We start from the raw sequence: 23,228 nt of genomic DNA on the forward strand, positions 1-23,228 counted from the left end.
CACAGTAGTCGGCGGCGTTCACACCTCTCTGATGATCACGCGGCTCCCACAGAGCTTCGACCAGTCGTCGCGGTCGGAAGTCAGGACAATCACGGGCGCCGGGAGGCGGAGCGCGAGCGCGGCGACGAGGGCGTCGATCGCGTACTTGTGCCCGTGCAGCCCGCCTGCGTCCTGAAGCAGCTCCACTGCGGTCAGGGAGTCCTCTTGGCTGACCGGCTCCACTCGCAGTCGGGAGAGCACCCACTTCAAGCGCGCCAGATCGGTCTTCCCGTGTACGGCTTCGACGATGGTCAGCGCGGACACGAGGACGGGAACCCCAGCCTGCCGGGATGCCTCGATGCGAGCCGCCATAGCGCGGTCGTTGCGCAGCAGCAGGGAGAGGGCCTCGGAGTCGAGCACCAGCGAGCGGGCCGGCTGCTCCTTCACGCGGCGCCCCGCTCGACATCCTCGGCGTTCACGTCTCCGAAGAGCTCGCGACGAGCGGCTTCGACCTCCTGCTCAGTGAGCGCGCCGTGTTCCTCCTCGTGGGCCGCGACGATCTCGGCGAGCCCATCCATGGCGAGCTGATGTCTGACAGCCTCGGTGATGTAGCTGGACAGTCCCCGGCGGCCAGTTCGAGAGCGGAGCTCGCCGACCAGCTCGGTGGGCATGGATACGGAGATGTTCTCGGTGGTCCCGGCTCGGGTCGGCTTCATGCTCAGAGTGTAGGACAAGCTCTATTACATGGAGAGGGCTTTGCTGCTTCCCCATGAACTGGTCGACGGCCAGGTCCGCGCGCCACCTGGATGGTTTCCCCGGTTTGAGGTGAACGCCCACCGAGGGGCGAGTCGACTCCCCCATCCACCGCCGCTTGGCAGGGCCCATCGGCCGAGGCGTTCGAGGAGGCCCGGCGGCGTGACGTCCCGGTGCTGGTCAGCGTCGGCTACAGCTCGTGCCACTGGTGTCAGTCAGCTCCTACGCGCGGCGCCCGCTCGATGTCTTCGTCTCCGGGGGCGGCGATGAACGACTCGGCTGGGCCGCAGTCTCGTTCGTCGACGGCACGTGCTCCGGCCCGGTCGGTCAGGGGTGCCTCGCGGGCCTGGCCGAGGAGCCATGGCCTGCCCGCGCGCCGGAGAGCCGCGGCCCTCGTAGAGTGACCTGCATCACACCCACCCCTCTCTCGATGCCCTGAAGCTGCGATTCGGTCCGGCGGGCTAGCGGCCGGAGCTGCGGCTTACTCGAGAGACTCGTGCGCAGTCAGGCTGCGCAGTGAGGTGGGTCGGTCTTTCCTCGACGCGTGCCGCTTCGTGGTGCAGGGGTGATGTGCCACTAATCTAAGGGTCACGCGGAGTCCTTGAGTGTCGAGGTCGACGAGTGCGAAACGGAAATGCACTGCGCAGCGGTGCTGCGCATGAAGTTCTGGCGAGCCTGAAGTCGCGAGGACGTCGAACTGCCCGGTAAGGGCGACGGAGCACGGGGCGACATGGCGGTGGTGCCAACTGATCGCGGCCACCGCTGGGGCCTACTTCATCAACCGGGTGAAGTGGAACGAAGGACTTGGAGGAGGGGTGCTCGATGATCGAAGAAGCGGAAGACCCGGCAGCAGAGGTCGCCGACCGGCTGTGGCGGGCGTACGCGCCCTACCGGCGCGGCCGGGGTACGGCCGGCGACCTCGACACGATGCTGGCGATCCTGATGCTCGCCGCCTTTGCGGAGGAGAAAGGCCAAGCCGAGGGCGATTTCGTGAAGCGGTGGAAGCGTGCCTCGGCGGAGGCCGCCGCTGGTTTTCCCCCGGTGGCCGAGCTGCGGGGGGCTCTGCAGGAGGCGGCCCGGCATCCGGGTTTTCCGCTGCCGTGGCCGACTGACCTCGACGTGGGGAGCGGGCCGGACGACGCACCCTGGACGACGGCTTTCGTCGCGGCGCTGGATCGGAGCCCCGGCCTCGGAGAGGTCGCGGTGGCTGACGTCTGCGAGCTGTTGCTCCAGCGGCATGCGGAAGAAGGGGCATTGCCGGGAGGGGAGTTCTATACACCGAGCGGGGTCGCTGATCTGCTCGCGGGCCTGGCCGGTCCCCGTGCGGGAGACCGAATCATGGACCCGGCCTGTGGAACCGGAAGCGTGCTCGCGGCTGCCGCTCGGTACCTGGCCGAGAGGGGGTCGGTCGGTGACAACTCGTTCGAGGCGTACGCGGTGGATCGGGCCAACGTGCGCCCGGCCATGCTGAACCTGGCCCTGCACAGGGTGAGCGCGCCGCAGGTGGGGCTGGCGGACCCGGCGATGCTGATGCGGGGCCGGAATCTGGGCCGTGTGGACCGGGTGTTGAGTAATCCGCCGTTCAACCAGCGGATCGACGGGTGGGAACGGCGGCAATTCGTCGCGCCGCCGGAGTCGAGCGCCAACTTCGCCTGGTTGCAGCTCGCTTGCTCCCAACTGAAGGAAGGCGGGATCGCGGCGGTCGTGATGCCTGCGCGGGCGGCCTGGGCGGGAGGGTCGGAGGCGGTGATCCGTCGGGAGATGGTGGCCCGGGGAGCGGTTCTCGCGGTCATCGCCTTGCCGGCGTACCTTTTTGCGGGAACCAACATCGCCGTGCACATCTGGGTACTCGGCCGAGGCCGCCGGGCCTGTCCGGAGCACCGATCTGATTCCGTCATCCTCGTCGATGCGCGCGGCGCGGGAGGGCGGTCGTCGGAGCGGCCCCGCGTGCTGGCGAGCGAGGACGTCGGCCGGATCGCCGAACGCTTTCGACTCTGGTTCGAAACCTCGGAGGAGGTGGACGAGCCGGGCTTCTCCCGATCGGTTACGTACGCCGAACTCATCGAGAACGCCGGCAACCTCGACCCGCGGACCTACCTCAGGACGGACAGCGAGCCGGGCGGGGGCACGGATCTGAGCGCCGTGCTGGCCGATTTTGAGAGGCGTAACCGCGAGACGTCGGAGCTCGGGGCGGAACTGGCACAGATCGCCGGCGCACAGGATCAGCTGGCGCAGAACGGCATCCGATGTCAGACCCTCTCACTGAAGGACGTGGTGGGCGGGGGGAAGACGGCCGATGGCCATCCCGTGCGGCTGCTCGCGGGGCCTTCGGGGAGCCTGATCCGAGCCCAGGACTATGTGGAGGCTCCTGGGGTCCCTGTGGTGATGCCGAAGGACATCTCGGACATCGGTTTCCTCGTGGGCGACGTCAAGCGCATTTCCGAGCAGCATGCCGAACGGCTTAACCGCTTTCGGTTGAACCCGGGCGATGTCGTGATCGCCCGCCGGGGTGATCTCGGACGGTGTGCCGTAGTCGGGGAAGAGCAGCAAGGCTGGGTCTGCGGCACCGGCTGTTTCGTGATCAGCCCTCCCGGCACCGTCGACTCCCACTACTTGGCGGCATTCCTGCGCAGCTCCGAAGCCCGGGAGTGGCTCGATGCGCATTCGACCGGAAGCCTGGCACTGCGGACCATCTCACTCGATGTGCTCGGGAGGCTGCCCATCGCCCTTCCCGATCTCGACACCCAGCGGTCCATCGGTGCGGCCATGGCGTGCTTCGATGCGCACGAGCGGCGATTGGTGGACCAGTTGGCGGCGATGCGGGACATGCGTAGCAAGGCGCTGAGCAGCTTCCTGGCGAGATGAGGCGGCCGGGCCCCCATCCGCAGGTGAAGCGGTCGGCATCCGGAGCCCTTGCCCGCGAGTTCTCCTTAATTACTGAAACAAGGAGTTAATCCGAGCTGCTCGTGCTGCTTGCAATCGAAGAAAAGTCAAGGAATCCCGTCAGGGGAGGCCGTCTACGTCAGGAGCCCGCATGGCCACGCTGAGCATCCAATTCGACCCCGCTGTCATCGCCCGACTCGTGAGCGCGAGCGGTGACGACACCATCCACGTCACCCTGTCCCTCGGGGAAGGGGCCGCCTCGGCGCAGGCCGCTCCGGTGATCCCCCAGGGGCCTCTGGCCGGGCTGATGCGCGCCGGCCTGCTGGAACCGGGGGCGGAGCTCACGTTCCGTCAGCGCCGCGCCAACAGGTCGGGCCGTGCCGTCGTCACTGCCGACGGCCAGCTCGTCGTTGACGGACACCCCTCCCCCTTCCCCTCGCCGTCGAAGGCCGCGGAGGCGGTGACCGGCAACGTCATCAACGGCTGGACCCTGTGGCGGACACCCGAGGGTTACACGCTGGATCAGCTGCGGCAGAAGCTGGATGCCGAGTAGCCGGCCCAGGCGCCCCCCTCCGGGCGGGGGCGTCGAACCCGTCCTTGAACCGGACCGTTTACCTGCATCCGCCGCCGAGGCATCTCGTTCCGGCAGCGGGCTTCGAACACGGGGGACTCCTTGTACGTAACCTTTGATCTGATCACCGTCCTTGTCGTTTCCGGGGCCGTCGCAGCCGGGGTGCTTGTCTACCGCCGGACCGTGCCACCGGCGGGTGCGACCGGTCAGTCGAGAGGAGAGCGGCTGGCGGTCGCACTCGGTGCGGCGGCGACCGTCATCGTGATCGGCAGCTACCTCGGGGGCGGGTTCCGAGGTATCGAGCACGCCGCGGACGCACGGCCGGTGGAACCCGCGAAGTCCGAGGGCAGTCGGTAGGCGGTGCCCTGGCCGGAGGGGTCCCGGGCAGAAGGGCGCCTTGGGCGCCTCCGACGTTCGGGATGCCACCATCTCGGCGAACATGGTGTACCTCCTTCGAGGAGCCTCGCAGTTCCAGCGCTGCTGCGCCCAGCCTGGTGTTCCGAGGTGTCGGGCTGCCCTCCTGGCGGGGACGAGGACGTCCGGCACGTCATGGCGCACCCATACTGTTTCGGCCAAGCGGGGCGGGCTCGCCAGCGCTTCACCGGTCGCGCCAGGCGCTGTGAGAGGCTGGGTCGTATGAACCGGTTGGCTGGTACGACCTCGCCTTATCTGCTTCAGCACGCCGACAACCCGGTCGACTGGTGGCCGTGGGGACAGGAGGCGTTCGACGAAGCCAAACGGCGCAATGTACCCGTTTTGCTGTCGGTCGGGTACTCAGCGTGCCACTGGTGCCACGTCATGGCCCACGAGTCCTTCGAGGACGAGGCGACCGCCGCGCTCATGAACGAGAAGTTCGTGAACATCAAGGTCGACCGCGAGGAGCGGCCCGACGTCGACGCCGTGTACATGGAGGCCGTGCAGGCCGCGACCGGTCAGGGCGGCTGGCCCATGACCGTCTTCCTCACGCCGGACGCCGAGCCCTTCTACTTCGGTACGTACTTCCCGCCCGAGCCGCGGCACGGCATGCCCTCCTTCGCGCAGGTGCTCGACGGTGTGCACCGGGCGTGGACGGACCGGCGCGGCGAGGTCGACGAGGTCGCGGGCAAGATCGTGCGCGAGCTGGGGGAGCGGCAGCTCACCCACGGCACCGGCGAGAAACCCGGCGAGGACGAGCTGGCCCAGGCGCTGCTCGGCCTGACCCGCGACTACGACGCGGCGCACGGCGGCTTCGGCGGCGCGCCCAAGTTCCCGCCGTCCATGGTCATCGAGTTCCTGCTGCGGCACTACGCCCGCACCGGCTCCGAGGGCGCCCTCCAGATGGCCGCCGAGACCTGCGAGCGGATGGCGCGCGGCGGCATCTACGACCAGCTCGGCGGCGGCTTCGCGCGCTACTCCGTGGACCGCGAGTGGGTCGTGCCGCATTTCGAGAAGATGCTGTACGACAACGCCCTGCTCTGCCGCGCGTACGCCCATCTGTGGCGCGCCACCGGCTCCGATCTCGCCCGGCGTGTCGCCCTGGAGACCGCGGAGTTCATGGTCCGCGAACTGCGCACGAACGAGGGCGGGTTCGCCTCCGCGCTCGACGCCGACAGCGAGGACCCGGCCACGGGCAAGCACGTCGAGGGCGCGTACTACGTATGGACGCCGGGGCAGTTGCGTGAGGTGCTGGGCGAGGCCGACGCGGAGCTGGCCATGGCCTGCTACGGCGTGACGGAGGAGGGCACCTTCGAGGAGGGCGCCTCCGTACTCCAACTGCCCGCCCTGGACGGCCCGGTGGCGGACGCCTCCCGGCTCGCGTCGATCCGTGAGCGGCTCTTCGCCGCCCGCGCCGAGCGGCCCGCGCCCGGCCGTGACGACAAGGTCGTCGCCGCCTGGAACGGCCTCGCGATCGCCGCGCTGGCCGAGACCGGGGCGTACTTCGACCGGCCGGACCTCGTCGCGGCGGCCGTGGGCGCGGGAGACCTTCTCGTACGCCTCCACATGGACGCCCGCGCGCGGCTCGCCCGCACCTCGAAGGACGGGCAGGCCGGTGCCAACGCGGGGGTGCTGGAGGACTACGCCGACGTGGCCGAGGGCTTCCTCGCGCTGGCCTCGGTGACCGGCGAGGGGGTGTGGCTGGAGTTCGCGGGCTTCCTGCTCGACCACGTCCTCGCGCAGTTCGTGGACGAGGAGAGCGGGGCGCTGTACGACACGGCCGCCGACGCCGAGCGGCTCATCCGCCGGCCGCAGGACCCCACGGACAACGCGGCGCCTTCCGGGTGGACGGCGGCCGCGGGCGCACTCCTCACGTACGCCGCGCACACGGGCGCCTCACCGCACCGCACCGCGGCCGAGCGGTCCCTCGGCGTCGTCAAGGCCCTCGGGCCCCGCGTGCCGCGCTTCATCGGGCACGGCCTCGCGGTCGCCGAGGCGGCGCTGGACGGGCCGCGCGAGGTGGCGGTCGTCGGGGAGATCCTCGGCGACCTGCACCGCACGGCGCTGCTCGGCGCGGCGCCGGGCGCGGCGGTCGCGGCGGGCCGGCCCGGCTCCGGCGAACTGCCGCTGCTGGCCGACCGCCCCTTGGTCGACGGCCGCTCCGCCGCCTACGTCTGCCGCGGCTTCGTCTGCGACGCCCCCACTACGGACCCGGCCGAACTGGCACGGCTGTTGTCCTGAGTCTCCCGCCCGAGGCCTCAGCACTCGGGCGGGCACCCTTGCCCACCTGCTCTCCTAGCTCCCCGACCCGAGGCCTCAGCGTTCGGGCGGGTCACCCCCGCCCGCCTGCTCTCCTGAGTCTCCCGCCCGAGGCCTCAGCTCTCGGGCGGGCACCCCTGCCCACCTGCTCTCCTAGCTCCCCGACCCGAGGCCTCAGCACTCGGGCGGGTCACCCCCGCCCGCCTGCTGCCCGAACCCTCGGCGCACGGGCCACGTCACCCCCGCCGCCCCTCTGCCCCGGGTCCCCCGCCCGAGGCCTCGGCGCTAGGCCGCGCCACCCCCGCCCCACGCCGCAACCCCACCGCCGCGAGGACGGCGCCCGCCGCGCACAGCACGCCCGTGACGAGGGCCGCCGTGTGGACGCCGTTGATGAACGCCTGGCCGCTGCCCTCGGTCACCGCTGCCCTCAGGGACACCGGCATGTCACCGGAGGCGGGGGAGATCCCCATCGCGACGGCGTCCTTGGCCTCGCCGAGACCCCGGGCCATGGGCCCCGGTACACCCGCCGAGGTCAGCTCACCGGTCAGCGTGGCGCCGACCCGGCTGCTGATCAGGGAGACGAGGACGGAGGTGCCGAGCGCGCCGCCGACCTGGAGCGCGGTGGCCTGGAGACCGCCCGCGACCCCCGCGTCCTCGACGGGCGCGTTGCCGACGATCGCGTCGGAAGAGGCGGCCATCACCATGCCGACGCCGAGGCCGAGCGCGATGAACGGCGGCCACATCGCGCCGTACGAGGAGTGCACGCCCCAGCCGAGCACCCCGAAGGAGGCCGCGGCCTGGAGCGCCATGCCGAGCGGCATCGACAGCCGGGCGCCGAACCGCTCGGTGAGCGCGGCACCCAGCGGCGAGGCGACGACGGAGGCGAGGCTCAGCGGCAAAGTGCGCACCCCGGCCTCGACGGGCGTGTAGCCGCGTACGTTCTGCAGGTACAGCATCACGAAGAAGATCACGCCGAGCAGCACGAAGAAGTTGACGGCGGTGATGATCGTGCCGATGGTCAGCGCCGGGTTGCGGAACAACCGCATCGGCAGGAGGGGGTGGCCCCTGTCCGCGCCGGACCGGGCGTTCGGAGAGGGGCGGCCGAGGCGCGCCTCGTACCACCCGAAGGCCAGCAGGACGACGATCCCGGCCGCGAGCGTGCCCAGCGTCGCGCCCGAACCCCAGCCCCACGTCTCGCCCTTGACGACTCCGAAGACGACCACGAGCAGGCCGAGGGCGAGCAGGACGACGCCGGGGACGTCGAAGCGCTGCGGGCCGGACGCGTTCTTGCTCTGCGGCAGCACCAGCGCGCTGAAGACGAGCGCGAGGACGCCGATGGGGGCGTTGATGTAGAAGACGGACTCCCAGTTGACGTGCTCGACGAGCAGCCCGCCGACGATGGGGCCGAGCGCCGTGGACACGGACGACACCATCGCCCAGATGCCCACCGCCATGCCGAACTTCTTCGGCGGGAACACCGCCCGCAGCAGGCCGAGCGTGTTCGGCATCAGCAGCGCGCCGAAGAAGCCCTGGACGGCACGGAAGGCGATGACGCCCTCGATCGAGCCCGCCAGGCCGATGGCGACCGAGGCGAGCGTGAAGCCGGCGACGCCGACCAGATAGAACGTGCGCCGTCCGAAGCGGTCGCCGAGCTTGCCGCCGAGGATCAGCGCGGCGGCGAGCGCCAGCAGATAGGCGTTGGTGACCCATTGCAGGTCGGAGGTGGAGGCGTGCAGGTCCCGGCCGATCTCCGGGTTGGCGATCGAGACGACCGAGCCGTCCAGACCGACCATGAACAGGCCGAAGGCGACGGCGACGAGCGTCAGCCATGGCCGCCCGCGGCGCCCCGCGGGAACGTCCGGCGGGCCGGCTGCGGGCAGGGGTGAGTGATCCACGAAAGTGGCGGGCATGGAGGTGCCTTGCTTCCTAGAAAGAGGGGGATGCGCGAGGGCGTACGGCCACATGGCCGCACGTGCGGCGGTGGTTACCGGTGCGGGTACGCCGCAGCCGTCAGGAGGCGGCCGGGTGGATGTGCCGGGCGAGGCCCCTGAGGGCGCCGAGGGCCGAGCCGATGGCGTCGAGGTCCCCGTCGGTGAGGGCGTGCAGCGCCTCGATGAGGTAGCCGTCCATGAGGTGCGCGGCCTGGTCGAGCCTGCGCCGCGCCTCGGCGGTCAGACGCAGCCGCGCGATCCGCTTGTCGGCGGGGTCCTGCCCGCGCTCCAGGAGCCCTTGCCCGGCCAGCTGGGTGACCAGGGCGCTCACGTTGTTCGGCTTCATCAGCAGCGCGTCGGCCGCCGCCCGTACGGTGATGCCGTCCCGCTCCCCGACGAGCCGCAGCAGCGCCAGCTGGCCCTCGGGCAGCCGGGGGTAGGGGAAGTCCAGGGCGAAGCGCCGCTCCAGGGCCCGGTGCAGCGCGGGCAAGACGGAGGACATCGCTGACGCGATGTCCTTGATGTCCCGCTCGGGCGCGCTGGAGGTGGGCATGCCGGCAGGGTAAGTATGGCGAGATACCTATGTCAACATACCTGTGAGGGGTCCTGCTGCTGGTCAGACCATGAGCGGCACCGGGTGGACCTCGTCCGCCGCGTGGCCCGCCCGCTCGTGGACGCGCTGGACGGCGTCCGCGGACGGCGCCTCGGACAGGCAGAAGACGTCCCCGGACACCGGGTCGGCCCACGCGTGCTCGAAGGTGACACCTTCCTGGTCCTGATGGGCCAGGTCAGCGGCGTGCGCCTCCTTGAGCTGGTCGGCGGTGATGTCCTTCATGCCGTGATGGACGTCCATGAACTTGGCCATCGCACTCACTCCTCGGCGGGCGGACGTGCCCCTCTTCCATGGTGCTCCCGGGGGCGCGCCGCCTCCACTCGGCTCACACCTGCGCCCCGACCGGCCCGCCGAACTCCGCCACCGCCCCTGCCACGATCGCCTCCAGCCGGTCGTGGTGGGCGCCGCGCCAGTACACACGGGCGCAGTCGGCGCACTGGGCGAAGACGTCGTACGAACCGCGGGTGCCGCCCTCCAGGAGGTCCGCGACCTCTTCCTTGGTGGCCGTGCGGAGGGTGCCGTTGCAGGCGGTGCAGCGCGTCCACGGGGCGAGGCGCGGGGCGAAGCGGCCGAGGACGTCACGGAGCTGCTCATCGGGGCGGTCGCTGTAGACGTAGGCCCCCGCCCACAGTTCGCGGCGGCGCAGCAGCCCCCGGTCGCGGCTCAGCAGGACGCGCCGTTCGGCCGCCGAACGGGCGGCGAGGGCGGGGTCGCCGATGTCCGTGCTCTCGTACGCCGCGTCGACGCCGAGGAGGCGCAGCCGCCGGGCCAGCGTGCCGAGGTGGACGTCCAGGAGGAAGCGCAGGGGAGCGCCCGGCACGGGCTGCGGGCGGCTGACCGCGCGTACGGAGATGGTCTCGCCCTGGGCCGGGACGTGCCCGGCGGCGACCTCGCGGCCGTCCACCACCAGCGCGCCGACCTCCGTCAGGGGCACCCCGAGGGACTCGACCACGTGCCCTAGCGTGGACGCGCCGTCCGTAACGGCCTTGGTGGGTCCGTCCCTTCGCTCCTGCGGGACGAAGGTGCCGAGCGCGGGGTCGAAACTGACGAGGATCTCCGGACCGTTCATGCGGTCAGGATGGCATGCCGGTGGCGTCCCGGTCCCGGCCCGTCGGGTCGCGCCCGGTGCGCTCGGCGGACCAGCCGGTAGGGGGCACCTTCTCGGATCGCGACGGGGGTCCCGGCGCGCGGCCCACGGCCGAAAGCAAAGGTGGCCGCGGCTCAAGAGCTGCGGCCACCCGCACACCGGAAGGGGGAGATGGCGGATCACCCGTGCCGGTAGGCCACCAGGGAGATGCCGATGTAGTGCACGGCGAAGGCCGCCAGGGTCAGGGAGTGGAAGACCTCGTGGAAGCCGAAGAAGCGGGGGGAGGGGTTCGGGCGCTTGATGCCGTAGATGACGCCGCCCGCGCTGTAGAGCAGCCCGCCGACGATGACCAGGACGAGGACGGCGACGCCGCCCGTGCGCATGAAGTCCGGCAGGAAGAAGACGGCGGCCCAGCCCATCGCGATGTAACACGGCGTGTAGAGCCAGCGCGGCGCGCCGACCCAGAAGACGCGGAAAACGATGCCCGCGACGGCCGCGCCCCAGATGCCCCAGAGCAGCCACTGTCCCTTCGCGCCGGGGAGCAGCAGCATCGTCAGCGGTGTGTACGTGCCCGCGATGATCAGGAAGATGTTCGAGTGGTCGAGTCTGCGCAGCACGCGGTCGGCCCGCGGGCTCCAGTCGCCCCGGTGGTAGAGCGCGCTCACCCCGAAGAGGAGGCAGGCGGTCAGGGCGAAGATGCCGCAGGCGATCCGGCCGCGGGTGGTGTCGGCGAGCGCGGTCAGCACCAGGCCGGCCACGACCACCGCGGGGAACATTCCGGCGTGCAGCCAGCCGCGCATCTTGGGCTTGACGGGGAGCGGCATGTCCTGCGGGGACGGGACGAGGGAGGGGGCGCCCTCGGGTTCCTCGATCGCTTCGGAGACGGAGGCGGTCATGTTCGGCATCGTACCTACGGGTCCGTAAGTCGGTCATCAGTCGGCTGTGGGGTGCGGGCCACCTGGTACCCGGACCGCCGTCGCCAAAACGGGCGGAAACCCGCCCTCGTCACCCGAAGGCGTACAAGTGGCGATCCTCACGCCGCTCAGGTGTGAGGTCCTCTGGACAGATGCGCGGCGGCGTCGGATGATCAAATGAGTGCGGTCGGCACCGGATGAGCGCCAAGGGAAAATCACACGTGAAGCGTCCGGGTCGCAGCCCCCACGGGGCATACATCCCAAAAACCCCTCGATTAGGAGCAATCGTGGCGCGCGATATCGCGGCTCCCAGCACCGTCCCGACCAACGCCGTCCCCACCCGTCACAAGGAGCTGGTCTCCTGGGTCGACGAGATCGCCGAACTGACGCAGCCGGACAGGGTGGTCTGGTGCGACGGCTCCGAGGCGGAGTACGAGCGCCTGTGCGAGGAGCTCGTCGCCAAGGGCACCTTCAAGAAGCTCGACCCGGTCAAGCGCCCGAACTCGTACTACGCGGCCTCCGACCCGACCGACGTCGCGCGCGTGGAGGACCGCACCTTCATCTGCTCCGAGAAGGAGGAGGACGCGGGCCCGACCAACCACTGGAAGGCCCCCGCCGAGATGCGGGAGATCTTCCGGGGCACCGACGGCAAGGGCGGCGTCTTCCGCGGCTCGATGAAGGGCCGCACGATGTACGTCGTGCCCTTCTGCATGGGCCCCGTCGGCTCGCCGCTCTCCGCGATCGGCGTCGAGATCACCGACTCGGCGTACGTCGCCGTCTCCATGCGCACCATGACCCGCATGGGCCAGGCGGTCCTGGACGAGCTGGGCGAGGACGGCTTCTTCGTCAAGGCCGTCCACACGCTCGGCGCCCCCCTCGCCGACGGCGAGCAGGACGTCCCGTGGCCGTGCAACTCCACGAAGTACATCTCGCACTTCCCCGAGGACCGCGAGATCTGGTCCTACGGCTCGGGCTACGGCGGCAACGCCCTGCTCGGCAAGAAGTGCTACGCCCTGCGGATCGCCTCCGTCATGGCCCGCGACGAGGGCTGGCTCGCCGAGCACATGCTGATCCTCAAGCTGACGCCGCCGCACGGCGAGTCGAAGTACGTCGCCGCGGCCTTCCCGTCCGCCTGCGGCAAGACCAACCTCGCCATGCTGGAGCCCACGATCTCCGGCTGGACCGTGGAGACCATCGGCGACGACATCGCCTGGATGCGCTTCGGCGAGGACGGCCGCCTCTACGCGATCAACCCCGAGGCCGGCTTCTTCGGCGTCGCGCCCGGCACCGGCGAGCACACCAACGCCAACGCCATGAAGACGCTGTGGGGCAACTCCGTCTTCACCAACGTCGCGCTCACCGACGACGGCGATGTCTGGTGGGAGGGCATGACGGAGGAAACCCCGGCCCACCTGACGGACTGGAAGGGCAACGACTGGACGCCCCGGTCCGGCACCCCCGCCGCGCACCCCAACGCCCGCTTCACCACCCCGGCCGCCCAGTGCCCGATCATCGCTCCTGAGTGGGAGGACCCCAAGGGCGTGCCGATCTCGGCGATCCTCTTCGGCGGCCGCCGCGCGAGCGCCGTCCCGCTGGTGACCGAGTCCTTCGACTGGCAGCACGGCGTCTTCCTCGGCGCGAACGTCGCCTCCGAGAAGACCGCCGCCGCCGAGGGCAAGGTCGGCGAACTGCGCCGCGACCCGTTCGCCATGCTGCCCTTCTGCGGCTACAACATGGGCGACTACATGGCGCACTGGATCGACGTGGCCAAGGACAAGGACCAGTCCAAGCTGCCGAAGATCTACTACGTGAACTGGTTCCGCAAGGACGAGAAGGGCCGCTTTGTATGGCCCGGCTTCGGCGAGAACTCCCGCGTCCTGAAGTGGATCGTGGAGCGCCTCGACGGCAAGGCCGAGGGCGTCGAGACCCCCATCGGCATCCTGCCGACGGTCGACGCGCTCGACACCGAGGGCCTCGAACTGTCCGACGCCGACCTGAAGTTCCTGCTCACGGTCGACAAGGAGGTCTGGCGCGACGAGGCCTCCCTGGTCCCCGACCACCTCAACACCTTCGGCGACCACACGCCCAAGGAGCTGTGGGACGAGTACCGCGCGCTGGTGGAGCGCCTGGGCTAGCACCGCGCCCGTCATCCCGGAGGGGCCCCGCACAACGGCGTGCGGGGCCCCTCCGCGTGTACGAAACGGGGGGCCGCTCCTCGTACGTACGCACATACCGCACAGCCTTGTCACAGGGTTCTCACATGTTTCAATGGCCCCACACGGCGGCCGTTGATCGAAGCGAGCCGCCAAGAGAGCCTGTGGGGGGCCACGTTGAAGCACTCTCAGCGGTTACGGCGCATGACGGGCATCGCCCTCGCGGCGGCGCTCGGCTCGGCGGGCCTGGTGGCCGCCGGGACGCCCGCCGCGTACGCCGCCACGCCGTCGGACGAGGCGGTCAAGCTGCCGTTCTCGTCGTTCGGGGCCATGGTGGTCGACTCGGCGCACGAGCGCGTCTACGTCACCGACGGCCGCAAGAGCGGCAGCGGACCGAGCACGGTCCTGATCTACGACTTTCAGGGCCACAAGGTGGGTTCGCTCGCCACCGACCAGCCGGCGTCCGGCATGGCGCTCAGCGCGGACGGCGCGACGCTGCACGTGTCGCAGGCCGACGGCATTCTGAAGTTCGACACGTCGACGCAGGCCAGGAACGGCATCTCGTACACGCCGTACAACGTCATGTGCGGCCGCGACGTGGCCGTGGCGGGCGGCAGGACGTGGTTCACGGAGACGCCGTACAACGACCCGTCCTGCGACCGGCCGGACAACTGGGCGCTCCTGTACGGGGTCGATGACACCACCGCCGCCCCCACCGGCTGGGAGAGCCGGGGGCGGCTGAAGCTGGAGGCGGGCCCCGAGGCGCCGGACCGGCTCGTCATGGGCCAGGCGGGCGCGGGCGCGGAGGCCGACGCGTTCCTCACCACGTTCGACGCGAGCGGCGAGAACCTGGTGCGCGGCCCCTCGCGGCGGTTCGCGGACGCCGAGGGCAAGGGCGCGCTCGACCTGAAGGACATCGCCCAGAGCGCCGACGGCAAGCGGATCGCCGTCGCCGACGCGGCGTACGGCACGCGCCTGCTCGCGGCCGACGACCTGACCGACGCCCCGGCCGGCTACCAGCCGCTGCCGGAGGGCGCGAAGGCCTCGGCGGTGGCCTTCAGCGGCGACGGCACCTACGTGGCGCGGGGCGCCGCGGCCGCCGGCAGCACGCCGGACCTGCTGATCCAGCCCGCCGACCCGGCGAACGGCACCACGGCCATGGAGTTCGCCTTCGAGGGGGAGCTCGACGGCGCGCGGGTCGTGCCGCAGGGCCTCGCCTGGGCCAAGGACGGCTCACGGCTCTTCGCGGTGACCGCGGACAGCAGGGGCGGCCACTGGCTGCACGTCATCCAGCCGCCCGCCAAGCAGTACGACTCCCGCTTCACGGGCGGGCTCACCACCACGCCCACCAAGGCCGTCGTCGGTGAACCGCTCGGCATCCGCGGCAGGCTGGAGCTGGACGGGCCCGCGCCCGCCGAGCCCGTGAAGGTCACCGCGGTCCGCAAGGACGCCGACGGCACGCAGGAGACGGCGGCCGCCAAGGTCGCGGCCGACGGCAGCTTCACCGTCCTCGACGTACCGGACCGGACGGGCGAGGCCACGTACACCCTGCGTTTCCTCGGTGATGTCACGCACCGCCCGGCCGAGGACGTCACCGTCACCGTCGACGTGGCGAAGGCGCCGACGTCGATCGCGCTGACGGCGCCCGCGGAGGCCACCCGCGCGGGCGGCGTGGAGATCACCGGCAAGCTGACCGGGCAGGGGCGTGCGCTGCCCTCCGGAATCAGCCTGAAGGTGACGCGGACCGACCGGTTCGGCACGACGGGCGAGCTGACGTCGGCGACGGTCGCGGCCGACGGCACGTTCCGGATCAAGGACCTGCCGAGCAAGCGGGGCAGGACGCTCTACGCGGTGAGCTACGAGGGCGACGCCCTGCACGAGGGCTCCTCCGCCCAGGCCACGGTGAGGATCACCGGTTAGGCACGGAGCGGGCGCCCCGGTCCGCGGCCTCGCTGGCCGCGGATCGAGCCCGCTCAGGCGGGCGGCGTCCGCGCGTCCTGCCGGGCAGGGTTCTTCCGGCGCGACCTGTGCGGGCGAGCCCGGCACGGCGGTTCGTCCGCCCGGGCCCGCGGTGAGGATCACTGGCCGATCAGCAGACGCCGACCGGGCGCGTGACGTCCGCGTCCTGCCGGGCAGCCGGGCAGGGCTTTTCACGGCGTGAGTTGTGAGTACGAGGCCCGGCACGGCGGTTCGTCCGCCCGGGTCACGGTGCGGATCATCGGTCAGGCGCCGTACGGGTGGCACCCGGGCCGCGGCCTCACCGGCCGCGGACCGGGGCCGATCAGGAGGCGCCGACCAGGCGCGTGGCGTCCGCGTGGGCGTCCATGCGCTCGGCGGCCAGGATGGCCGCCGCGGTGTCGGCGCGGGAGGCCGCCACGACCAGGGCGCGGCCCGCGAGGGCGTGCGCGCGCTGGTGCAGGGCGGTCAGGTGCGGTAGGGGGTACCTCCCACGCGTCGAGCTGTGGGGGCGGATCGCGGTGGCGACCGACGAGCGCGCCGGCTGGGCGCCGCCGCGCAGCCGCGCCACCTCGGACGCCAGCCGCTCGGCGGCGGTGTCCAGCTCGGCGGCGGGGGCGAGGGCGCGCAGCTCGTCGGTGACGGCGAGGAGCGCCGCGAGGTGCCCGGCGAGCTGGATGTCCAGCTCCTCCTCGCGGGAGCGGTGCGGGAAGTCCGCGGCGTCGGCCATCGAGTGGACCGACTTGGTGCGGATCGGTTCGTACATGGGTGGCCTCCAAGCGGTATGGGGACCATCCTATCTTAGATTCCGTCTAAAGTTGAGCGGTGTCCGGGAGGTCGCCGGGCGTCGGTGTCAGGGCTGGCTGTAGCCGTCCAGGAAGGTCCCGATCCGCCTGACCGCCTCCGCGAGATCGGTCGCCGTGGGCAGCGTCACGACCCGGAAGTGGTCCGGCTCCGGCCAGTTGAAGCCCGTACCGTGCACCACCATGATCTTCTCGGCGCGCAGCAGATCGAGGACCATCTGCCGGTCGTCCTTGATCTTGAAGACCTTGGGATCGAGCCGCGGGAAGAGGTACAGCGACCCCTTCGGCTTCACACAGCTCACCCCGGGGATCTGCGTCAGCAGGTCGTACGCGGTGTCGCGCTGCTCCAGGAGCCGTCCGCCCGGCAGCACCAGGTCGTTGATCGTCTGCCGTCCGCTCAGCGCGGCGACGACGCCGTGCTGGCCCGGCATGTTGGCGCACAGCCGCATGTTCGCGAGGATCGTCAGCCCCTCGATGTACGAGGACGCGTGCGCCTTCGGGCCCGAGACCGCCATCCAGCCGACGCGGTAGCCCGCCACGCGGTATGCCTTCGACATGCCGTTGAAGGTGAGGGTGAGCAGGTCGGGCGCGATGGCGGCGGTCGGGGTGTGCGTCACGCCGTCGTAGAGGATCTTGTCGTAGATCTCGTCCGAGCAGACAAGGAGATTGTGGCGGCGCGCGATGTCGGTCAGGCCGCGCAGCATCTCGTCGCTGTAGACCGCGCCGGTCGGGTTGTTCGGGTTGATGATGACGATCGCCTTGGTGCGGTCGGTCACCTTGCGCTCGATGTCGGCGAGGTCCGGCATCCAGTCGGCCTGCTCGTCGCAGCGGTAGTGCACGGCGGTGCCGCCGGACAGGGAGACGGCCGCGGTCCACAGCGGGTAGTCGGGCGCCGGTACGAGGACCTCGTCGCCGTCGTCGAGCAGGGCCTGCATGGCCATGACGATCAGCTCGGAGACGCCGTTGCCGATGAAGACGTGCTCGACGTCGGTCTCGATGCCGAGGGTCTGGTTGTGCATGACCACGGCGCGGCGGGCGGCGAGCAGGCCCTTCGCGTCGCCGTAGCCGTGCGCGGAGCCGACGTTGCGGAGGATGTCCTCCAGGATCTCCGGGGGGCACTCGAAGCCGAAGGCGGCCGGGTTGCCGGTGTTGAGTTTGAGGATGCGGTGGCCGGCCGCTTCCAGCCGCATCGCCTCCTCAAGGACGGGGCCCCGGATCTCGTAACAGACGTTGGCGAGCTTCGTCGACTGGATGACCTGCATGGCGGCGAGCTTACGGGGTGTCGCGGCGGTGGCCGGGCGAATATCCCCGAGCGCCTGGCGCGGGGCGCGCTCTTGTCCCCGGCGCCGGGGGACCCAACAATGCGCATGACAAAACCGAAGGACTTTCGGTCATCCAGTCATCCAGAGGGGACCCCCACATGAACAAGCCTCTCGTCGGCGCGGGCCTCGCCGTCCTGCTCTGCGCGGCGACGGCCGCGCCCGCGACGGCCGCCGGTGCCGAACGGGCCGCGCGGTCCTCGGTCAAGGCGGTCGCCCTCGCCGGGACCGTGGCGCTCGACAACTGTTCCGGCTCCGTCGTACGGGTCCCCGGCTCGCAGCCCGGCGACCCGGCCCTCGTCCTGTCCAACGGCCACTGCCTGGAGAGCGGCTTCCCCGCCCCCGGCGAGGTCGTCGTCGACAAGCCCTCGACGCGCCGCTTCACGCTCCTCAACGCCTCCGGCGGCAGCCTCGCCACGCTCCGGGCGAGCAAGATCGCGTACGCGACCATGACCGACACGGACATGTCGGTCTACGAACTCACCACCACCTACCGCGACATCGAGACCAAGTACGGGATCAAGGCGCTGGAACTGAACACGGCCCGGCCCGCGCAGGGCCGGGCGGTCACGGTCGCCTCCGGGTTCTGGAAGAAGCTGTACAAGTGCGGCATCGACGGCTTCGCGTACCGCCTCAAGGAGGGGAGCTGGACCTGGAAGGACTCGGTCCGCTACACCTCGGCCTGCAAGACGATCGGCGGCACCTCGGGCGCCCCGGTGATCGACGACGCGACCGGCAAGGTCGTCGCCGTCAACAACACCGGCAACGAGCGCGGCGGCCGCTGCACGGACAACAACCCCTGCGAGATCGACGAGAGCGGCAGGGTCACCGTGCGCGAAGGCATCAACTACGGCCAGCAGACCTACACCCTCGTGCCGTGCGTGGGCACCGGCAACAAGATCGACCTCGGCCGGGCGGGCTGCACCCTGCCGAAGCCGGCCCGCGCCCGGTAAGCGGCCGACGCCGCCGCGGGTGCCGTCCCCGCACCTCGGCCCGAGATCCGGGGACGGCACCCGCGCGGCCCGCCTCAGGCCGCCTGCGCCAGTTCGGCCCTGCCGAACAACAGGGCGTACCCCGGCGGCAACAGGCCCAGCAGGCGGTCCACGAGCTGTCCGTCGACCGCCTGTGCCAGGGCGGTGAGGACGGAGCTGACGTCCCATCGAGCGGTGGCCGGCGTGGCACCGTCCAGGCACAGCGCCACGCTCTCGACGAACTCGGCGGCCGTGAGCTGCCGCGCCACGGGCACCTGGTCCGCGATCAGCCTCGCCGCCTCGACCGGCAGCTTGGCCGCCAGTTCGACGCGTTCGTCCCCGACGACATGGCCGCCGAGGGCGGACAGGACGGTGCGCGTCACGCGCTCCGCCTCCGCGGTGGTGGCGTACTGGCCGAATTCCTTGACCGCCTCGATGAGTTCGCTCCATCTCATCGTGCGTTTTCCTCCGTCTTCTCTTGTCGATCTTCTCTTGTCGACCGGCGGCGCTCCCCGCGCCGCGGCCCGCGCGCCGGCCGGGTCAGCCGCTGATCTGCCGGCGCCCGCTGTCGCCGCCGCTGATCTGGATCTTGCGCGGCTTGGCCTGCTCGGCCACCGGAATCCGCAGCGTCAGGACACCCGCTTCGTACGAGGCCTCGATCCGCTCGGTGTCCAGGGTGTCGCCCAGGAACAGCTGGCGGGAGAAGGTGCCGGTGGGGCGCTCGCCCGCGATCAGTTCCACGCCCTCGGGGGCGGGGGAGCGGCGCTCGGCACGGACGTTCAGCACGTGGCGTTCCACGTCCAGGTCGATCGACTCGGGGTCGACGCCCGGCAGATCGAAGTGGACGACGAACTCGTCGCCCTGGCGGTAGGCGTCCATCTGCATGCCGGCCGGACGGGCGCTGTTGAAGACCTGCTGGGCGAGGCGGTCGACCTCACGGAACGGGTCGGTACGCATGAGCATCACGGGTCACTCCCTTCGTCAGGTACTGGGTGCGATGCCCTACGGTTTTCTATATAGCTCGGAGGAGGAAAATTGACAAGGCCGGACTCAGGTCTGGTTCCGGGCCGGGGCGCGGAACCGGTCCTGAGCCCGGCGCGGGTCAGTTGTCGGAGTAGCTGAGGTCGCCCACGCTCCAGGCGCTCACGTCCTGGAGGGCGATGCGGTACATCCCGCCCGTCTCCGGCAGGCCCAGGGAGCCCTGGAGGATGCGGGCCAGGTGGAAGTGGAGGTGGGTGGGCGCGGTCTCCCGCGGCGGGTCGTCGGGCGCCTCGTCGGTCTCGAAGACGGCGGCGAACGGACTCAGCTGGGCGGAGTCCTTGAGGACTTCGGCGACACGCCGTCGCCACAGGGCTTCGGGGGCCAGTCGTCCGGTGATGACGGCACCGGCCACGACCACGGTGAGGGACATCTGATTGCTGTGCTCGGACTCCACCAGGGCGGCGATGTCGACGAGCAGTTCGTCAGGCTTCGACATGACTGGTCAGCCTACCGATGGGAGGGGGTTGCGTGGGTCCTCGGATACCTCCTCCTCCGCTCCCGAAAATCTATCGCGACGGGAGTAGACATGCGTAACCGCCGTTGTTAGAGTTCTTGATGTAGTCGCAGACATTGCAAGAAAGTGCAGGAAGGGAGTGGACGCCATCAGGATCGCCCGGACGAGGCATGACATCGCCCGGGTACCGCAGACCCCGGATTGGAAGGTGGTCCCCGGTCACGCAGTCACGATCCCCGCACCCCCGCCCCGCGAGGCGGCCGTGCGGACACAGAGAGCCGGCGCACAGGGCCGGTAGATGGTGTTGAAACCCCTCGGGGCCTGGTGCCGAACGGCACCAGGCCCCTCGACGCGTTCCAGAAAAGGTGCAAATGCCTCCAGAGACCCTCACGCAGGGCCCCGACCGGTTCGATGACGACGACTATCCCGCGTACACCATGGGCCGCGCCGCCGAGATGATCGGCGCCACGCCCGGCTTCCTGCGGGCCGTCGGCGAGGCCCGGCTGATCACCCCGCTGCGCTCCGAGGGCGGCCACCGCCGCTACTCGCGCTACCAGCTGCGCATCGCCGCGCGCGCCCGCGAACTCGTCGACCAGGGCACGCCGATCGAGGCCGCCTGCCGCATCGTCATCCTGGAGGACCAGCTCGAGGAGGCCCAGCGCATCAACGAGCAGCTGCGCGCCGCCAAGGCCGAGGGGGCGCCGTCGTCCTGAGGGCGCCGTCACCGGATATCTGTGACGGCAAATGCAGAATTTCGAACGATGCGCCATGAGGGTTTATCCGCCGACCGGTGGAACGCCAAGGAAAGCCCTGCGCCGTCGGCGAGGGCGTGCTACTGTCGATATCAGTTGCAGTTGTGGTTCCCAGAGACTTCAAGTGCTCAGTCGGCGTTATGTGTCGGCGGGGCACTTTGTATTGCCGGGTCATTCCGGACGGGGTAATCATCGCGGCGACGCGGAGTTCGCACAGTGTGGATTCCACGGGCACTGCCCCGAAGGAGATATGACATGGCTACTGGCACCGTGAAGTGGTTCAACGCGGAAAAGGGCTTCGGCTTCATCGAGCAGGAGGGCGGCGGCGCCGACGTCTTCGCTCACTACTCGAACATCGCCACCCAGGGCTTCCGTGAGCTCCAGGAAGGCCAGAAGGTGACCTTCGACGTCACGCAGGGCCAGAAGGGCCCGCAGGCCGAGAACATCGTTCCCGCCTGACGCTGACGCGCACTTCGTAGCTGGGGCCCGCACCTTGGGTGCGGGCCCCAGCTCGTTCTGTTTCCGGGGGGCGAACGCAATTCCCCCGAATGTCCGACACGTGACGACACGTGGCGACACATGACGACGACGGAAGTCCGGTGAATCCACCCGGAGCCCGTCCGCCTCTCTCTTGACCGGCCGGTCACGGAATATTCCGGCGGCCGGAATTTTGTTTCATTTTTCCCCGGCCGTTCCTGCAATTCTGGGCACTGAGTTCAGTGCTGCCAAGAATTCCTCGATACGCGCCGCATCGAGGAAGGTTCTCCATGAACCGCGCAACACGTACGAACGGCCGACACGCGGGTGGCCCCCGCTCCTCCGGCGGCTTCCGCGCCGCGGAGGGCTCCCGCTCCGGCGGCGGCCCGCGCTCCGGTGGCGCCCGCTCCTACTCCAAGGGGCCCTCGCGCCGCCCCGCCGCGCTCCAGGGCGAGTTCGCCCTCCCGGTCACCGTCACCCCGGCCCTGCCGCCCGTCGAGGACTTCGCCGCGCTCGGCCTGCCGGACGGCGTGGTGCAGACCCTGACCCGCCTCGGCGTCACCGCGCCCTTCCCGATCCAGGCGGCCACGCTGCCCAACTCCCTCGCGGGCCGGGATGTCCTCGGCCGCGGGCGCACCGGCTCCGGCAAGACCCTCGCCTTCGGCCTCGCCGTGCTCGCCCGCACCGCCGGGCAGCGCGCCGAGCCCCGCAGCCCCCTCGCCCTGATCCTCGTCCCCACCCGCGAGCTGGCCCAGCAGGTGACCGACGCCCTCACCCCGTACGCCAAGGCGGTCCGGCTGCGGATGGCCACGGTCGTCGGCGGCATGTCGATCGGCCGGCAGGCCGGTGCGCTGCGTTCCGGCGCCGAGGTCGTCGTCGCGACACCCGGACGGCTCAAGGACCTCATCGAGCGGCGCGACTGCCGGCTCGACCAGGTCGCCGTCACCGTCCTCGACGAGGCCGACCAGATGGCCGACATGGGCTTCCTGCCGCAGGTCACCGAACTTCTCGACCAGGTGCGGGCCGGCGGCCAGCGGATGCTGTTCTCCGCCACCCTGGACCGCAACGTCGACCTCCTCGTCCGGCGCTACCTCAGCGACCCGGTCGTCCACTCGGTCGACCCCTCGGCCGGCGCGGTCACCACGATGGAGCACCACGTGCTCCACATCCATGGCGGCGACAAGTACGCCACCACGACGGAGATCGCCGCTCGCGACGGACGCGTGATCCTCTTCCTGGACACCAAGCACGCGGTCGACAAGCTCACCACGCACCTGCTCCAGAGCGGGGTGCGGGCCGCCGCCCTGCACGGGGGCAAGTCGCAGCCCCAACGCACGCGTACGCTCGCCCAGTTCAAGTCCGGGCAGGTCACGGCGCTCGTCGCCACGAACGTCGCGGCGCGCGGCATCCACGTCGACGACCTCGACCTCGTCGTCAACGTCGACCCGCCCGCCGACCACAAGGACTACCTCCACCGCGGCGGCCGCACCGCCCGCGCCGGTGGCTCCGGCAGCGTCGTCACCCTCGTCACCTCCGCGCAGCGCCGCGACATGAGCCGCCTGATGGCCGCCGCCGGGATCACACCGCAGACCGCGCAGGTGCGGTCCGGCGAGGCGGAGCTGACACGCATCACCGGGGCCAAGGCCCCCTCCGGCGTGCCGGTGACCATCGCCGCCCCGCCGAAGGAAAGCTCCCGCCGCGGCGCGCCCGCCCGCGCGCGACGCCCCCGTGACGGCCGCGCCCGCCGTGCGTACGCGGCGCGTGCGCAGGGTGGCGAGGGGCAGGGGACGGCAGCGTGAGGGGGGCGGGCCTGGCCTGGCCCGCTTCCTTGCGCTGTGCCGGGCCTGGACCCGGTGTCGGTTCCGGCCGCTGTGCAGGGCCCGGGCCCGGGCTCGCTT

At 70.9% G+C, this 23,228-nt stretch carries 21 protein-coding genes and 1 pseudogene; 10 read left to right on the forward strand and 12 right to left on the reverse strand.

What is annotated here, in order from left to right:
• Window positions 1-18: 18 nt before the first annotated feature.
• Window positions 19-426 (reverse strand): PIN domain-containing protein, encoded by a 408-nt coding sequence (locus J2N69_RS23395; protein ID WP_230902487.1) that lies wholly within the window; start codon window positions 424-426, stop codon window positions 19-21.
• The gene (locus J2N69_RS23400) at window positions 423-695 is read right to left on the reverse strand and encodes a hypothetical protein (protein ID WP_230902488.1); all 273 of its coding nucleotides are present in this window, start codon (window positions 693-695) and stop codon (window positions 423-425) included. The genes J2N69_RS23395 and J2N69_RS23400 overlap by 4 nt, the downstream gene beginning before the upstream one ends.
• 156 nt (window positions 696-851) lie before the next feature.
• Between J2N69_RS23400 and J2N69_RS36690 the strand changes: the two are divergent.
• The 4 genes and pseudogenes from J2N69_RS36690 to J2N69_RS23415 all read left to right on the forward strand — a co-directional run.
• Window positions 852-944: pseudogene (locus J2N69_RS36690) on the forward strand (DUF255 domain-containing protein); the annotation flags it as partial.
• A gap of 610 nt (window positions 945-1,554) precedes the next feature.
• A complete protein-coding gene (locus J2N69_RS23405) occupies window positions 1,555-3,597 on the forward strand; it encodes an N-6 DNA methylase (RefSeq protein ID WP_230902489.1) in 2,043 nt (680 codons plus the stop codon).
• 169 nt (window positions 3,598-3,766) lie between these two features.
• The gene (locus J2N69_RS23410) at window positions 3,767-4,168 is read left to right on the forward strand and encodes a restriction system modified-DNA reader domain-containing protein (RefSeq protein WP_230902490.1); all 402 of its coding nucleotides are present in this window, start codon (window positions 3,767-3,769) and stop codon (window positions 4,166-4,168) included.
• Between the two features lie 654 nt (window positions 4,169-4,822).
• Window positions 4,823-6,841, forward strand: a complete 2,019-nt coding sequence (locus tag J2N69_RS23415; protein ID WP_230902491.1) for a thioredoxin domain-containing protein — start codon at window positions 4,823-4,825, stop codon at window positions 6,839-6,841.
• 254 nt (window positions 6,842-7,095) lie between these two features.
• On the opposite strand, the gene J2N69_RS23420 is transcribed toward J2N69_RS23415, so the two are convergent.
• The 5 genes from J2N69_RS23420 to trhA form a co-directional block, all read right to left on the reverse strand.
• Entirely contained in the window at window positions 7,096-8,769 is a 1,674-nt protein-coding gene (locus J2N69_RS23420) for an MFS transporter (RefSeq protein ID WP_230902492.1), read from the reverse strand.
• Window positions 8,770-8,869: 100 nt separating this feature from the next.
• The gene (locus J2N69_RS23425) at window positions 8,870-9,343 is read right to left on the reverse strand and encodes a MarR family winged helix-turn-helix transcriptional regulator (protein ID WP_230902493.1); all 474 of its coding nucleotides are present in this window, start codon (window positions 9,341-9,343) and stop codon (window positions 8,870-8,872) included.
• 63 nt (window positions 9,344-9,406) lie between these two features.
• On the reverse strand, window positions 9,407-9,655 hold the full coding sequence (locus tag J2N69_RS23430) for an SCO4226 family nickel-binding protein (RefSeq protein WP_205037798.1): 249 nt from the start codon (window positions 9,653-9,655) through the stop codon (window positions 9,407-9,409).
• 73 nt (window positions 9,656-9,728) lie between these two features.
• Window positions 9,729-10,472 (reverse strand): Mut7-C ubiquitin/RNAse domain-containing protein, encoded by a 744-nt coding sequence (locus J2N69_RS23435; protein WP_230902494.1) that lies wholly within the window; start codon window positions 10,470-10,472, stop codon window positions 9,729-9,731.
• A gap of 197 nt (window positions 10,473-10,669) precedes the next feature.
• Window positions 10,670-11,386 carry a PAQR family membrane homeostasis protein TrhA gene (gene trhA / locus J2N69_RS23440; protein WP_230902495.1) on the reverse strand — a complete coding sequence of 239 codons (717 nt, stop codon included), beginning with the start codon at window positions 11,384-11,386 and terminating at the stop codon, window positions 10,670-10,672.
• Window positions 11,387-11,691: 305 nt separating this feature from the next.
• Between trhA and J2N69_RS23445 the strand changes: the two genes are divergently transcribed.
• Both J2N69_RS23445 and J2N69_RS23450 read left to right on the forward strand, forming a co-directional pair.
• A complete protein-coding gene (locus J2N69_RS23445) occupies window positions 11,692-13,539 on the forward strand; it encodes a phosphoenolpyruvate carboxykinase (GTP) (RefSeq protein ID WP_230902496.1) in 1,848 nt (615 codons plus the stop codon).
• A 222-nt stretch (window positions 13,540-13,761) separates the two neighbouring features.
• Window positions 13,762-15,477 (forward strand): Ig-like domain repeat protein, encoded by a 1,716-nt coding sequence (locus J2N69_RS23450; protein ID WP_230902497.1) that lies wholly within the window; start codon window positions 13,762-13,764, stop codon window positions 15,475-15,477.
• 361 nt (window positions 15,478-15,838) lie between these two features.
• On the opposite strand, the gene J2N69_RS23455 is transcribed toward J2N69_RS23450, so the two are convergent.
• Both J2N69_RS23455 and J2N69_RS23460 read right to left on the reverse strand, forming a co-directional pair.
• The gene (locus tag J2N69_RS23455; RefSeq protein ID WP_230902498.1) at window positions 15,839-16,279 is read right to left on the reverse strand and encodes an SCO4983 family protein; all 441 of its coding nucleotides are present in this window, start codon (window positions 16,277-16,279) and stop codon (window positions 15,839-15,841) included.
• An 87-nt stretch (window positions 16,280-16,366) separates the two neighbouring features.
• Window positions 16,367-17,578 (reverse strand): pyridoxal phosphate-dependent aminotransferase, encoded by a 1,212-nt coding sequence (locus J2N69_RS23460; protein ID WP_127910901.1) that lies wholly within the window; start codon window positions 17,576-17,578, stop codon window positions 16,367-16,369.
• Between the two features lie 158 nt (window positions 17,579-17,736).
• On the opposite strand from J2N69_RS23460, the gene J2N69_RS23465 reads away from it, so the two are divergent.
• On the forward strand, window positions 17,737-18,588 hold the full coding sequence (locus J2N69_RS23465) for a trypsin-like peptidase domain-containing protein (RefSeq protein ID WP_230902499.1): 852 nt from the start codon (window positions 17,737-17,739) through the stop codon (window positions 18,586-18,588).
• 74 nt (window positions 18,589-18,662) lie between these two features.
• Here J2N69_RS23465 and J2N69_RS23470 read toward each other — a convergent pair whose 3' ends face one another.
• From J2N69_RS23470 to J2N69_RS23480, 3 genes are all read right to left on the reverse strand, one after another.
• Window positions 18,663-19,061, reverse strand: a complete 399-nt coding sequence (locus J2N69_RS23470; RefSeq protein WP_230902500.1) for a DUF2267 domain-containing protein — start codon at window positions 19,059-19,061, stop codon at window positions 18,663-18,665.
• An 85-nt stretch (window positions 19,062-19,146) separates the two neighbouring features.
• Window positions 19,147-19,569: an Hsp20/alpha crystallin family protein gene (locus tag J2N69_RS23475; protein WP_127910904.1), complete on the reverse strand. Its 423-nt coding sequence runs from the start codon at window positions 19,567-19,569 to the stop codon at window positions 19,147-19,149.
• A 139-nt stretch (window positions 19,570-19,708) separates the two neighbouring features.
• Complete coding sequence (locus J2N69_RS23480) at window positions 19,709-20,083, reverse strand: hypothetical protein (RefSeq protein WP_230902501.1); 375 nt, start codon at window positions 20,081-20,083, stop codon at window positions 19,709-19,711.
• Between the two features lie 389 nt (window positions 20,084-20,472).
• On the opposite strand from J2N69_RS23480, the gene J2N69_RS23485 reads away from it, so the two are divergent.
• The 3 genes from J2N69_RS23485 (at window position 20,473) to J2N69_RS23495 (ending at window position 23,129) form a co-directional block, all read left to right on the forward strand.
• Complete coding sequence (locus tag J2N69_RS23485) at window positions 20,473-20,814, forward strand: MerR family transcriptional regulator (RefSeq protein WP_127910906.1); 342 nt, start codon at window positions 20,473-20,475, stop codon at window positions 20,812-20,814.
• Between the two features lie 294 nt (window positions 20,815-21,108).
• Window positions 21,109-21,312 carry a cold-shock protein gene (locus J2N69_RS23490; RefSeq protein ID WP_030788646.1) on the forward strand — a complete coding sequence of 68 codons (204 nt, stop codon included), beginning with the start codon at window positions 21,109-21,111 and terminating at the stop codon, window positions 21,310-21,312.
• 308 nt (window positions 21,313-21,620) lie between these two features.
• Window positions 21,621-23,129, forward strand: a complete 1,509-nt coding sequence (locus J2N69_RS23495; RefSeq protein WP_230902502.1) for a DEAD/DEAH box helicase — start codon at window positions 21,621-21,623, stop codon at window positions 23,127-23,129.
• The last annotated feature ends 99 nt before the right edge of the window (window positions 23,130-23,228 follow it).

It is taken from the genome of Streptomyces huasconensis, assembly GCF_021028635.1.
GTDB classification, from domain to species: domain Bacteria; phylum Actinomycetota; class Actinomycetes; order Streptomycetales; family Streptomycetaceae; genus Streptomyces; species Streptomyces huasconensis.